Source organism: Leucothrix arctica, assembly GCF_003172895.1.
In the GTDB taxonomy this organism is placed as follows: domain Bacteria; phylum Pseudomonadota; class Gammaproteobacteria; order Thiotrichales; family Thiotrichaceae; genus Leucothrix; species Leucothrix arctica.
Genome location: NZ_QGKL01000010.1, coordinates 127536 through 139651 on the forward strand (window position 1 = coordinate 127536; position 12116 = coordinate 139651).

The 12116-nt window shown below is 43.4% G+C and carries 13 protein-coding genes; 11 read left to right on the top strand and 2 right to left on the bottom strand.

Annotation, left to right across the window (positions count from 1 at the left end; translation table 11 throughout):
- Positions 1 to 41 precede the first annotated feature (41 nt).
- Positions 42 to 602 carry a GspH/FimT family pseudopilin gene (locus DKT75_RS02895; RefSeq protein WP_109821982.1) on the top strand — a complete coding sequence of 187 codons (561 nt, stop codon included), beginning with the start codon at positions 42 to 44 and terminating at the stop codon, positions 600 to 602.
- On the opposite strand, the gene ispH is transcribed toward DKT75_RS02895, so the two are convergent.
- Positions 599 to 1540 (bottom strand): 4-hydroxy-3-methylbut-2-enyl diphosphate reductase, encoded by a 942-nt coding sequence (gene ispH / locus DKT75_RS02900; RefSeq protein WP_109821983.1) that lies wholly within the window; start codon positions 1538 to 1540, stop codon positions 599 to 601. The genes DKT75_RS02895 and ispH overlap by 4 nt on opposite strands.
- Before the next feature lie 162 nt (positions 1541 to 1702).
- Here ispH and purD point away from each other — a divergent pair, with 162 nt between their 5' ends.
- Positions 1703 to 2992 (top strand): phosphoribosylamine--glycine ligase, encoded by a 1290-nt coding sequence (gene purD / locus DKT75_RS02905; RefSeq protein ID WP_109821929.1) that lies wholly within the window; start codon positions 1703 to 1705, stop codon positions 2990 to 2992.
- On the opposite strand, the gene rrtA is transcribed toward purD, so the two are convergent.
- Positions 2989 to 3516: a rhombosortase gene (gene rrtA / locus DKT75_RS02910; RefSeq protein ID WP_158278786.1), complete on the bottom strand. Its 528-nt coding sequence runs from the start codon at positions 3514 to 3516 to the stop codon at positions 2989 to 2991. The two genes, purD and rrtA, sit on opposite strands and share 4 nt — an antisense overlap.
- 130 nt (positions 3517 to 3646) lie before the next feature.
- On the opposite strand from rrtA, the gene gspG reads away from it, so the two are divergent.
- The 9 genes from gspG to rpoH all read left to right on the top strand — a co-directional run bounded on the left by gspG (position 3647) and on the right by rpoH (position 12052).
- Positions 3647 to 4081: a type II secretion system major pseudopilin GspG gene (gspG, locus tag DKT75_RS02915; RefSeq protein WP_109821931.1), complete on the top strand. Its 435-nt coding sequence runs from the start codon at positions 3647 to 3649 to the stop codon at positions 4079 to 4081.
- Entirely contained in the window at positions 4082 to 4612 is a 531-nt protein-coding gene (gene gspH / locus DKT75_RS02920) for a type II secretion system minor pseudopilin GspH (protein WP_109821932.1), read from the top strand.
- Positions 4599 to 4985, top strand: coding sequence for a type II secretion system minor pseudopilin GspI (gene gspI, locus DKT75_RS02925; protein WP_109821933.1), 387 nt, complete (start codon positions 4599 to 4601; stop codon positions 4983 to 4985). The genes gspH and gspI overlap by 14 nt, the downstream gene beginning before the upstream one ends.
- Positions 4982 to 5575, top strand: coding sequence for a type II secretion system minor pseudopilin GspJ (gene gspJ, locus DKT75_RS02930; protein ID WP_109821934.1), 594 nt, complete (start codon positions 4982 to 4984; stop codon positions 5573 to 5575). Before gspI ends, gspJ begins: the two co-directional genes overlap by 4 nt.
- Positions 5576 to 5850: 275 nt before the next feature.
- A complete protein-coding gene (locus DKT75_RS21720) occupies positions 5851 to 7356 on the top strand; it encodes a hypothetical protein (protein ID WP_146201310.1) in 1506 nt (501 codons plus the stop codon).
- A 27-nt stretch (positions 7357 to 7383) separates the two neighbouring features.
- Positions 7384 to 8151, top strand: coding sequence for a tetratricopeptide repeat protein (locus tag DKT75_RS02940; RefSeq protein ID WP_109821935.1), 768 nt, complete (start codon positions 7384 to 7386; stop codon positions 8149 to 8151).
- Between the two features lie 190 nt (positions 8152 to 8341).
- The gene (locus DKT75_RS02945; protein WP_109821936.1) at positions 8342 to 9760 is read left to right on the top strand and encodes a dynamin family protein; all 1419 of its coding nucleotides are present in this window, start codon (positions 8342 to 8344) and stop codon (positions 9758 to 9760) included.
- Positions 9761 to 9787: 27 nt separating this feature from the next.
- The gene (hemL, locus tag DKT75_RS02950) at positions 9788 to 11068 is read left to right on the top strand and encodes a glutamate-1-semialdehyde 2,1-aminomutase (RefSeq protein WP_109821937.1); all 1281 of its coding nucleotides are present in this window, start codon (positions 9788 to 9790) and stop codon (positions 11066 to 11068) included.
- A 120-nt stretch (positions 11069 to 11188) separates the two neighbouring features.
- The gene (gene rpoH / locus DKT75_RS02955; RefSeq protein ID WP_109821938.1) at positions 11189 to 12052 is read left to right on the top strand and encodes an RNA polymerase sigma factor RpoH; all 864 of its coding nucleotides are present in this window, start codon (positions 11189 to 11191) and stop codon (positions 12050 to 12052) included.
- Positions 12053 to 12116 lie beyond the last annotated feature (64 nt).

The following is a 12116-nucleotide window of genomic DNA, read 5'->3' on the forward strand; positions in this document are numbered from 1 at the left end:
TTGTGTTTAAATTAAAAGGTATCTAATGGATAACAATAATAATGAAAATAACCAAATCACATGCTTCTGGCTTTACGCTAATTGAAGCGCTAATCACGATTAGTATCGCCGCTATTTTAGCCAGTATTGCTATTCCTAATTTCGCAAGTATGGTTGAGAGTAATCGACTTAGTTCCGGCGCTAATGACTTTTTAGCCGGATTGATATTTACCAGAAGTGAAGCTGCTAAACGTAGTCAGACCGTCAGTATTTGCACCAGTGATAACGGATCAACTTGCGCGGTTTCATTGGATGACTACGCTAAGGGTTGGTTGATTTTTACCGACTGCGATGAGGATGGTGTGCTAGATACCACAGCAACAACTTGTGATCTGGATGGCGACGGTACGGCTGATCCAGACAGATTGTTGAGGGTTAATGATGGTTTAAAAAATATCTCAATTGTATCTGCAGCAAGCACTAGTAAAGACTTTTATTCGTATGATCTTTCCGGAAGAGGTTCTAGTACTTTGACGTTTAACATCGGCCCTGATACTGCAACAACAAAACGTAAAATCACTGTCGCAGTAACAGGGCGCGCAAAACTAACTACTGTGGACTAATTATCCCCTCGTAGCTCTCTAGGCAGTACAAAAGAGACCGTTTCAACAATTCCTTGAGTGTCAGGCTTGATATTTGCACCTAGTTCAGTCAATCGCTGAGTCACTTCCTGTACTAATATTTCTGGTGCTGAAGCGCCAGCGGTGAGGCCCACACTTTTCTTGTCCTTCAGCCAGCCAGGGTCAATATCACTAGCACCATCGATCAAGTACGCTGGAATGCCACGTTTTTCAGCAATTTCACGCAGACGATTGGAGTTGGAGCTATTTGGAGACCCGACAACAAGTACCACATCGCAGTCATCAACTAACTGCTTTAACGAGTCTTGGCGATTTTGAGTGGCATAACAAATATCGTCTTTCTTAGGTGCTTGTATTGACGGATATCGAACCTTAAGCGCATCAATAATCGTATTGGTGTCATCTACTGACAGCGTTGTTTGAGTCACAAAGCCAATCTGTTCAGGATTTTTGATGTCTAGCGCATTTACTTCTTCGTCAGAGTCAACACGGTAAATAGCACCGCCGTAACTGGTGTCATATTGGCCCATCGTACCTTCAACTTCAGGGTGTCCTTTGTGACCAATTAATATAGTTTCGCGACCTTCACGACTGTAACGAACAACTTCCATATGAACTTTAGTGACTAGTGGGCAGGTTGCATCAAACACTTTTAAGCCGCGTCGCTTGGCTTCATCTTGAACGGCTTTAGAGACACCGTGTGCACTGAAAATAACGGTCGCGTCATCAGGCACTTCATCTAACTCTTTAACAAAGACTGCACCTTTATTACGAAGATTGTCGACCACAAACTTGTTGTGCACGACTTCGTGACGGACATAAATAGGTGCGCCAAGTAGCTCTATTGCACGGTTAACGATATCGATGGCGCGGTCAACGCCGGCACAAAAACCTCTAGGGTTGGCTAAAGTAACTTGCATAATAAAGTGCTGAGTTGTCAAAATTAGAAGTGTAGCAGGTCTTAGTGGGTTTTTGATAAAGCCTAAGTAAATGTATGGGAGGACTAACAAGTAAAGTTCTGTATTGTTATGAATTGAGTTATAGTAATCTGCGTTGATTTTTGCCAAATATACGAGAGACTCATGAAGGTTTTATTAGTAGGTAATGGTGGGCGCGAACATGCCCTTGCATGGAAAATTATTCAATCACCTAAGGTATCTAAGGTGTTTGTTGCGCCAGGTAATGCAGGTACTGCGCTAGAAGCAGGCGTCGAAAACGTATCAATTTCGGTTGATGATAATGATGGCCTACTAAACTTCGCGATTGAGAATGATATCGAGCTAACTGTGGTTGGCCCAGAAGTGCCACTCGTAGCTGGTTTGGTTGATATATTTGCGGCAAAAGGTTTGCGTTGTTTTGGTCCTACTAAAGCTGCTGCACAGCTAGAAGGTTCAAAAGCGTTTACTAAGGACTTCTTGGCTCGTCACAATATTCCAACAGCGGCTTATGGGAACTTTACTGATATAGACGAAGCAGTGGCTTACGTTAAATCAGTTGGCGCACCTATTGTTATCAAAGCTGATGGTTTAGCGGCAGGTAAAGGCGTGATCATTGCTCAAACTGAGCAAGAAGCCATTGAGGCTATTAACGACATGCTTGCAGGTAATGCTTTTGGCGAGGCTGGGCACCGTGTCGTTGTTGAAGAGTTTTTGGTAGGTGAAGAGGCAAGTTTTATTGTTATTGCGGATGGTAAAAATAGTTTGCCAATGGCGACGTCTCAAGATCATAAGGCACGCAATAATGGCGACCTTGGTCCAAACACTGGGGGAATGGGTGCTTACTCTCCTGCGCCGGTTGTTACTCCAGAAGTCCATAACCGTATTGTTGAAGAGGTTATCGAGCCAACAATTAAAGGCATGGCCGACGAAGGTAATACCTTTACAGGCTTCCTTTATGCTGGCGTTATGGTTTCTCCAAATGGTGAAATCAAAGTACTAGAGTTTAATGTGCGATTTGGTGACCCTGAAACTCAACCAATTATGATGCGTTTACGCTCTGACCTCGTTGATCTTCTTGAGCATGCACTTGATGGCACGCTAGATCAAGCGACAAGCGAGTGGGATTCTCGTGCAGCGTTAGGTGTTGTTTTGGCAGCGGGTACTTACCCAGAAAGTGGGGATAAGGGGACTGTTATCAAAGGCATTCCTACGACATCAGACGATAACGCAAAGATATTTCATGCGGGTACAAAGCAGCAGGGTGATAATGTTGTTACCGCTGGAGGCCGTGTTTTATGTGCTGTTGGTTTGGGTGAAAATGTTACTGAGGCGCAAAAAGCAGCTTATGAACTAACGAAGAAAGTTAGCTGGGAAAATGTTTATTATAGAGATGATATTGGTTACAGAGCTGTCGAGCGTGAAGCGAAAAGCTAAATAGTTTTATTAGGCTTGCGTTTGATGTAGTTATAAATTGCATCAAGCGCAATTAAAACAAAGGCGCTCAATACGCCGTAATTATGAGCTTCGATCACTACGTGTGCATCAATCAGTGACGAGTTATCATGAATAGCACCGAAAAAATGGTCTGCGGCAACTTTGCCACTGACGAGTAAGCCGACACTAATACCCATAAAGTAATCTTTTTTCTTAAGTGCTGAGTAAGCAGCGACAACGTAGAGTCCGTAGAGCGCACCAGATAGACCTGCGTACCAGTGAAGTGACGTTACGAAGATATGAAGGCAAGTACCTACCGATAAAACTAACAAAAATAAACTTATCGTAAAGGTTCTAACGTGAAGCGTGGTATAAAATAGCAAGCCGAGAAGTCCAAGGCTGCTCATATTTAGTAAGTAATGTGCCCAGTTTGTATGAACAAATTGGCTTGTGACAATTCTCCACCACTGACCAAGCTCCATCGCTTTACGGGTATATATAAAATCTGCTTGCCACCATTGCATGATAAAACTCACAAAAGCGATAGAAACAATAGTGGATATGAGTTTGATATTCATGTGGTTGGGTAAGTGCAATAACTATGGCAAAATGCCAATTAAGATAAATTATTAAACAATAACAGGTTTGAAATACATGCGAACAAATAATATACGCAGACTGTCTTTGCAGAAGGGTTTCACGCTTCTCGAGATCATTGTGGTCGTAACAATTATTGCCATTATCGGTGCGATTGTCGCCCCTAATATTATTGATAAATTCTCTGGCGTTCAGGAAGATGTGGCACGAACAGAAATTAAGCGTATTAAATCAACTCTGGGTTTTTATAAGTTAGAAAACTTTAACTTACCAAGTACAGAGCAGGGCTTAGAGGCGTTGGTTACTAAGCCGAGCGGGTCACCTGAGCCTAGTGCTCGTTGGAAAAAGCAGTTGGAATCGGTGCCGACAGATCCATGGGGTAATCCTTACCAGTATTTAAATCCAGGTACACATGAAGATATCGATATTTTCTCTTATGGCCAAGATGGTCGTAAGAGTGATGATGATATTGGAAGCTGGCAGCTAAAGTAATTGACTACTTGCACAGCTAGTCGATTCTATAAAAAAACTCAGTCAGCAGGCTATACGCTGATTGAGTTGATGGTTGTCATTGCAATCATCGGGTTAATTACGTCTGTTGTTTTGCCCTATATCCCTACTGATAAAACCGAACGCATGCGCACCGATGCTGATCGGTTTGAATCTTTAATCTCTTATGCTCAAACTCAAGCTATCTTACAGTCACAAGACTTTGGTTTGATGGTTGAGGGTTCTAGCTATAGTTTTCTGAAGCAAGTAGCAGGTACTTGGGAAGCTATGGACGCAGACCCTTTAAGTCCCCAGAAGCTTGAAGACTATTTAACTCAAACTTTATACGTTGAAGGTGGTGAAGTTGAGCCTGATCCATTTCAGGAGGCTTTTGTGCCGACGGTTATATTGTTTTCTAGTGGTGAAATTAGTCCGTTTGAATACCAACTAGCCTTATCGGAACAGCAGTTCATTCGCTTGAAGTACAACTTATTGGGTGAAGTTGTACGGGAGTCTGTCGATGAATCTCAATAAACGCCTTACCTCTAGTTCTGGTTTTACATTAATTGAAGTGCTTATCGCTTTGTTGATTGTTGCAACTGCCTTAGGTACCGCAACTAAAATCATGTTGGGAGCGGCTAATTCGGGTGCTGTAAGAGCTGATCAGACCGCTGCTCAATGGGTCGGTTTAAATCAAATGTCTACACTAAAGCTTAGGCGGCAGTGGCCTGTTCGTTCAGAGAGCGGTGAAGAAGATATGATGGAACGCACATGGTTGTGGGAGCAGCGTGCTGAAGTGACACCAGATGATAATGTAATACGTGTCACTATTGATGTTCGTTTAGAAGGTGCTGATGACGATGACCTAAGTGCCTCTGTTTCAGGCTTTGTGGCAAAATTACAATGAAAAAGCATATTAGTCAGCGTGGCTTCACACTTATTGAGTTATTAGTGTCAATTGCTATATTTTCGATGATGACGGTGGTGGCGTATGCCGGTATCGGTTCGATCATGGCTAATGATAAAATCTCTGCGGACCATGAGACTGATTTAAAGCGTTTACAGCGAACAATGATGTTTATTGAAAAAGACTTGCGTCAGGTAACCATACGTACACGTAATGATGGTTATTCAACTAGTCTGCTCCCTCCACTGAATGCTGACGATGATACAAGTACTGGCTTTTTGGAGTTTACTCGTGCGGGAAACTCAAACCCAACAAATTTGAAACGCAGTAGTTTAATGCGCGTACGTTACCTTTTAGAGGAAGAGAAGCTCCAGCGCATGACATGGAGTTTGGTTGATCACTCAGATATTGAATCGACTGCAGTGACGCTGATGGATGGCGTGACTGATGTGGAATTGTCCTTTTTGCCAGCTAGTGGCACAGAGGTTAATGATTGGACTAAAGTTGATGAGTTACCGATTGGTGTTGAAGTTATTTTGACAACAGAGCGTTGGGGTCAAATTCGCCGCGTTCTCCCACTTTACTATTAGTTTTTTTAACTATTTGTATATTTAACTGTTTTATCTGCCCTAGGATAGAAATATTTAGGGCAACGAAGGCGACAATTGACAAGAGTTTTGTCTATAATGGTTGCAGCTTACAATGGATGAACCAAAAGAGAGGGTTTACCCCACTAACTCATCGAGTTTTGATGAGATTGATAGTCATTCTTTACGACTTTCACCCTACAAGAATTATGAAAGTTCCTGGTCGCGCTTTGTTCGCGGCGGATACTAAATTTAAATTTTAGCATGAAGGAAACGTTATGAAATCGATGCAGAAAGGTGTCTTAGCAGTTGCAGGTGCAACTATTTTAGCCTCAGGCGCAATATTAATGACTGACAGTGACGCTCCACAGGTTGCTCAGTCAACTGTTAGTGAAGTTGCTACGGATGCAACAGCTTCTCAGGTAGTTACTGAGATAAAAGCTGAAGCAACAACAGCTGTAGACGCGGTAACCTCTAGTGCAACAGATGCTGTTGAAACAGTAGAAGCTGCTGCGACAAGTGCAGTTGAAAAAGTTGCTGATGTCGCCTCTGTAGATGGTGCGATTGATGGCGTTAAAGAAGCAGTAAGCGATACTAGCTCAGCTACGGTTGCAGCTGTTGCTGGTGCAGTGGCGGCTACTACAGCAGTTGTAGCGTCAGGTGCTGAAGAAGCTAAAGATGAAGTAACGGAAGCGGTTGCTGAAGTAGAAGCGACTGAAGAAGCTGTTGCTGAGGCCGTAGAAGAAGCGGTTGTAGCTGAAGCAGTGGAAGAGGCTGTTGTAGCTGAAGCAGTGGAAGAAGCGGTTGTAGCTGAAGCAGTGGAAGAGGCAGTTGTAGTTGAAGAAGCGGTTGTAGCTGAAGCAGTGGAAGAGGCAGTTGTAGCTGAAGCAGTTGAAGAAGCGGTTGTAGCTGAAGAAGTTCAAGCATTAGCTGATACTGAGCAGGTTGCTAGCGCAGATTTACCTCCACCTCCTCCAGGTCCGTTCCAAGACAAAGTTGAAGCAGAAGAAGTTGCTGAAGCGGTAGTGGAAGAAGTTGTTGCTGAGGAAGTAGCAGAAGCTGTTGTTGAAGAAGTAGCTGAAGCGGTAGTAGTAGAAGTTGTTGCTGAGGAAGTAGCTGAAGCGGTAGTAGAAGAAGTTGTTGCTGAAGAAGTAGCTGAAGCGGTAGTGGAAGAAGTTGTTGCTGAGGAAGTAGCTGAAGCGGTAGTAGAAGAAGTTGTTGCTGAAGAAGTAGCTGAAGCGGTAGTGGAAGAAGTTGTTGCTGAGGAAGTAGCTGAAGCGGTAGTTGAAGAAATTATTGCTGAGGAAGTTGCTGAAGCGGTAGTAGAAGAAATTATTACTGAAGAAGTTGTTGCAGCTGTAGTAGAAGAAGTTATTGCTGAGGAAGTTGTTGCAGCGGTAGTAGGAGACGCTATTCTTGAGGACGTTGCGGCTCCAGCACCTGTTCAAGCAGTAGCTAGTACCACATCACTAAGTCATGAACAGCAGCTTCAGCGTATGGAAGCTAAGTATCGTCAGGCAATGATGATGCAGCAGCAGACTATGATGAACTACTTCAATCAAATGCTAGTACAGCAGAATGCTCAGCCACAAGCACATAATGGCAAAGTAACTAAAGTTCAGCGTGTAATTATTGTCCCAGTTCCTGCTTATTCTTTTGGTATGAATATGGGTACTCAGTTCATGGGCGGTCAGCATCACGGTATGTCAGCTATGGATATGTCTAACATGATGGCAGAGCACCATCCTGTTGTTACTGAAGAAGCTGTAGAGACAACTAAATAATAATCGCAGGGCGTAAGGAGAATATTGATGGACATGATACGTTGGTTGGCCTCGAACATTGTTGTTCAAGTGGCTTGGGGTTTAGGACTTTTGGCTGTTGCATTAGCATTTCTTTTCGGCGGCACAAAGTCTGCGGATGAGCATGCGACAGTTGAAACTAGTCCTATAGAAGTAGTAGCGGAAGCTGAAGTTGTTGCAGAGCCAGTGGCTGTTGTACAAGCAGCTGTTGCAACCGCTGCGGTAACAACTGCAGTTGCTGCAGTCTCTACAGAAGTTAAGGAAGAAGCTGCTCCAGTAGAAGCAGTTGCTGAGGCTTCAACAGAAGTAGTAGATACAGTCGTGGTTGAAGTTCCTGCTACAGATGAAGCAGTCGTAGCAGAGGTGACTGAGGTTGAAGCTCCAGTTGTTGAAGCACCTGTTGTAGAAGAAGCTTTGGCAGTAGAAAGCATAGAAGCAGAAGCGGTACTTGATTCAGCGAGTGTTGAAGGTAAGTCTAGCGATGACATCCTAATGATGGCACGTGAAGCTTATTGGAATAACGGTCTAGATGAAGCTGCAGAGCTTTACGGATTCTTAATTGAGCGTGAGCCTAATGTGATTGAGCATAAAGGTGAGCTTGGTAATGTACTTTGGAAACAAGGCTACCCTGCTAAAGCTGCTGAATTATATGCTGAGATTGCAGCACCAATGATTGAGAAGGGTAATGGCGAGCGAGTATCCAACATGGTTGGTTTTATTGGGTTGTTCTACCCAGCACGTGCAGCAAGCATTCGTGAGCTACTAGCCGCGAACTAATTGCTAAGCGTTGTTAAAAAGCCGAGTCTTACGAAAGTGAGTCTCGGCTTTTTTGTATAGGTTAACATTGCATTAAATTGCGTTTAGTTTGCTTATGCCTCTATCGTAGCTACCGTATACTGTTATAAGTACTCTTGCCTTTCGACTCCGATCGATTACCCTTAAAATTACAAATAAGAAGGTTTCTACAATGACTCCTGCGCAGCGAATGAAGCAACGCCTTGAGAGCTTGCAAACTCATCTAAAAAAAGAAAACCCTGTGTTAGTAGCTGTCGTTGACCGCTACAAAAAACTTGATGCTGTCGCGCTAAAGATGGGCTTATTAAAACCAGGTGAGTCATATGCGACTCAGATCTCTTGGTGGCCGCTTATTTCAGTGCTAGGTACTTTTTCAGCGGGAAAATCTAGCTTCATAAACTCATATACGGGTATGAAGTTACAAGATACAGGTAATCAAGCGGTAGATGACCGTTTTACCGTTATCTCATATAGCTCTGATGATAAGAGTCGTACGTTACCGGGTATTGCATTGGATGGTGATCCACGTTTTCCGTTCTATCAAATTAGTGAAGAGATAGAGCAAGTCACTGAAGGTGAAGGCGCAAAAATTGATAATTATCTTCAAATGAAAGTTGTTCCAAGTGAGGCGCTTCGCGGAAAGATATTAATCGACTCTCCTGGCTTTGACGCAGATGAGCAGCGTAAATCAACGCTGAAGTTAACAGACCATATTATTGATCTTTCAGATTTAGTATTAGTGTTCTTTGATGCGCGTCACCCAGAGCCGGGTGCGATGCAGGATACACTTGAGCATTTAGTAAAAGGCGCGCAGCGTCGAAATGATAGTAGTAAGTTTCTTTTCATCTTGAATCAAATTGATACATCTGCAAAAGAAGACAATTTAGAGTCAATTGTTGCTTCGTGGCATAAAGCACTTGTGCAGTGTGGTTTAAGCACCGGTCGTTTTTACGTGATGTTTAACAAAGATTTAGCGGTACCCGTTGAAGATGAAGGTGTTTGGAATCGTTATGTCTCAAAACGTGATACGGATTACGCCGCGATTACCGCACGTATGGAAGAGATCAATGTTGAGCGAGTCTACCGACTCATAGGTAACCTCGAAACACTGTCAAACCAGATCGAACAGCAGGCAGTGCCTTTGGTTAGTGTGGCGCGTGATTCTTGGCGCAAGAGAGTGTTCTTTTTTGATGCAATTGCACTAGGCTCAGTAACACTTGGTTTAGGAGCGCTAGCATGGACTACCGGTTGGTTGCCACAATGGCTTACTAACCCACTCTCTTTGTTGACTGACTTCTTTAGCCTAGGGTTATTGGTCGCTTTCCTACTGCTACTTCTATTTATTCACTTTGTTATTCGTGGATGGGCAGCAAAAGGTGTTGCTAAGAAATTAAGTAATGAAGCCGTCTATGGCGATGTGTCGAATGCATTTATGAAGAGTACTCGACCTTGGACTAGTGTTTTAAAGAGTGGTCCAGTTGGTTGGAGTAAGCGAGTCAGTGGTAAATTATTTGCCATCCGAAATGATGTAGACCAATTTGTACAGAAGCTAAATGATAATTTCAGTCGTCCAGATGGCGATAATAGCTAAATTGTATTTCAAGACTAGGGGAATAGTGTGAGTCATTCAGAGCAGTTATTTGCGCGCGCGCAGAAAGTTATACCAGGTGGCGTTAACTCGCCAGTAAGAGCATTTAAAAGTGTTGGTGGCACGCCGTTATTTATCGAGCGTGCAGAGCAGGCTTATCTTTTTGATGCTGATGGCAAGCGTTATATAGACTATGTGGGCTCTTGGGGGCCAATGATTGCGGGTCATGCTAACCCTGAAATTATTGCGGCTGTTAAAGAAGCGGTTGATTATGGCCTTAGTTATGGTGCGCCAACCAGTATTGAAGTCGATATGGCTGAGCGAATTTGCGAAATAATGCCGTCAATTGAAATGGTTCGTATGGTTAATTCGGGTACTGAAGCGACTATGTCAGCTATTCGTTTGGCGCGTGGCTTTACGGGTCGTGACAATATCCTTAAGTTTGAAGGGGGATATCATGGTCATGCCGACTCGCTGTTGGTGAAAGCTGGTTCAGGTGCTTTGACCCTGGGCGAGCCAGATTCTCCGGGTGTGCCCGCTGATATTGCAAAGCACACGCTGACATTGGATTACAACAATAGTGAACAGGTTGAGGCGTTGTTTAAAGCTCAAGGTGACTCTATTGCCTGCATTATTGTCGAACCAGTCTCTGGAAATATGAACTGTGTTCCACCTGTTCCAGGTTTCTTAGAAACCTTGCGTAAGGTGTGTGACGAGTATGGTGCGATACTTATTCTTGATGAAGTGATGACAGGCTTCCGTGTTGCTAAAGGTGGTGCACAGGCCTATTATAATATTAAACCTGACCTCACAACCTTGGGGAAAATCATTGGCGGAGGTATGCCAGTAGGTGCTTTTGGTGGTCGTGCTGACATCATGCAGCAGCTCGCGCCAACAGGTCCTGTTTATCAAGCAGGTACGCTATCAGGTAACCCTATTGCAATGGCCGCTGGCTTAAAAACACTAGAGATTATTAGCCGTGATGGCTTTTATGAAGATCTAGATCGCAAAACTGACCGTATGGTTAAGGGCATGTTATTGGCAGCCAGCGATAATGGCGTCCCAATGACATCAAATAGAGTGGGGGCTATGTTTGGTTTGTTCTTCTCAAAAGAACAGTTGATCACTAACTTCTCTCAAGTAAAACAGTGTGATATTGGAAGCTTTAATCGTTTCTTCCATGGCATGTTACAAGAGGGTGTAAATTTAGCGCCTTCGGCCTATGAAGCGGGCTTTGTATCCTCAGCGCATACCGATCAAGATATTGATAATACCATTGCCGCAGCGCGTAAAGTATTCGTAAATTTATGAGTATTGTTACCATTTGGCGGTATAAAGGGCCAATAACTTGACTTTATTCGGAACTAACCCGAAGATTAGCACTCTCATTGCTTGAGTGCTAAAAAGCATGAAATTTGGAGATAAGACATTATGACTCAGTCACTGGCATTAAATAGTTTTTCATTAGTTGTTACTACAGGTAGCCTAGAGAGCTATGTCCAGTCGGTTCATGAAGTACCGGTCTTAAGCGTAGAAGAAGAAAGAAAATACGCAACACAGTTATTTGACCACGGTGATGTTGAAGCGGCTAGAACATTAGTTATGCATAACTTGCGTTTCGTTATCAAGGTTGCCCGTGGTTACAGTGGATACGGTTTACCATTAGCCGACCTTGTGCAAGAAGGTAATATAGGATTGATGAAGGCGGTGAAGCGCTTTGATCCTTCAGTTAATGTGCGTCTAGTATCGTTTGCGGTACATTGGATTCGTGCAGAGATTCACGAATTTATTTTGCGTAATTGGAAAGTTGTGAAGGTTGCAACAACCAAGGCGCAGCGTAAGTTGTTCTTCAACTTACGCAGCAGTAAGAAGCGTTTAGGCTGGTTGAATATGGCTGAAGTTAACGACATTGCAACTGACCTTGGTGTCACGAGTAAGGATGTTGTTGAAATGGAAAAACGCATGAGTGGCCAAGATATTTCATTCGACTTGTCTGTTGGGCAGGAAGATGATGATAGGGCTTACTCACCGAGTCAGTACTTGTTAGCACCAGAAAGTCAGGATCCTGCTGATTTGTTGGAAGCTCAAGACTGGCAGGACGATACTCAGTCACGCTTTAATGGCGCACTTTCTGAGCTTGATGACCGTAGTAAGGATATTTTATCTCAGCGATGGTTGTCAGATAAGAAAGCGACATTACAAGATTTGGCTGATAAGTATGGTGTTTCTGCTGAGCGAATTCGTCAGCTTGAGAGTACAGCAATTAAAAAGTTAAAAGTTAGCGTTGCTGCTTAAGTAAAAGTTGAAAGCTAGTACTAAAAAGGCCGCATTTATGCGGCCTTTTTTATCTTCGAATTTG

What these genes read in the sequence shown, in the direction of transcription:
- DKT75_RS02945 (WP_109821936.1), top strand. Translation starts at nt 8,342, where the DNA reads ATGACTCCTGCGCAGCGAATGAAGCAACGCCTTGAGAGCTTGCAAACT.
- DKT75_RS02895 (WP_109821982.1), top strand. Translation starts at nt 42, where the DNA reads ATGAAAATAACCAAATCACATGCTTCTGGCTTTACGCTAATTGAAGCG.
- rrtA (WP_158278786.1), bottom strand. Translation starts at nt 3,516, where the DNA reads ATGCAATGGTGGCAAGCAGATTTTATATATACCCGTAAAGCGATGGAG.
- DKT75_RS21720 (WP_146201310.1), top strand. Translation starts at nt 5,851, where the DNA reads ATGAAATCGATGCAGAAAGGTGTCTTAGCAGTTGCAGGTGCAACTATT.
- gspG (WP_109821931.1), top strand. Translation starts at nt 3,647, where the DNA reads ATGCGAACAAATAATATACGCAGACTGTCTTTGCAGAAGGGTTTCACG.
- purD (WP_109821929.1), top strand. Translation starts at nt 1,703, where the DNA reads ATGAAGGTTTTATTAGTAGGTAATGGTGGGCGCGAACATGCCCTTGCA.
- DKT75_RS02940 (WP_109821935.1), top strand. Translation starts at nt 7,384, where the DNA reads ATGGACATGATACGTTGGTTGGCCTCGAACATTGTTGTTCAAGTGGCT.
- gspJ (WP_109821934.1), top strand. Translation starts at nt 4,982, where the DNA reads ATGAAAAAGCATATTAGTCAGCGTGGCTTCACACTTATTGAGTTATTA.
- ispH (WP_109821983.1), bottom strand. Translation starts at nt 1,540, where the DNA reads ATGCAAGTTACTTTAGCCAACCCTAGAGGTTTTTGTGCCGGCGTTGAC.
- gspI (WP_109821933.1), top strand. Translation starts at nt 4,599, where the DNA reads ATGAATCTCAATAAACGCCTTACCTCTAGTTCTGGTTTTACATTAATT.
- rpoH (WP_109821938.1), top strand. Translation starts at nt 11,189, where the DNA reads ATGACTCAGTCACTGGCATTAAATAGTTTTTCATTAGTTGTTACTACA.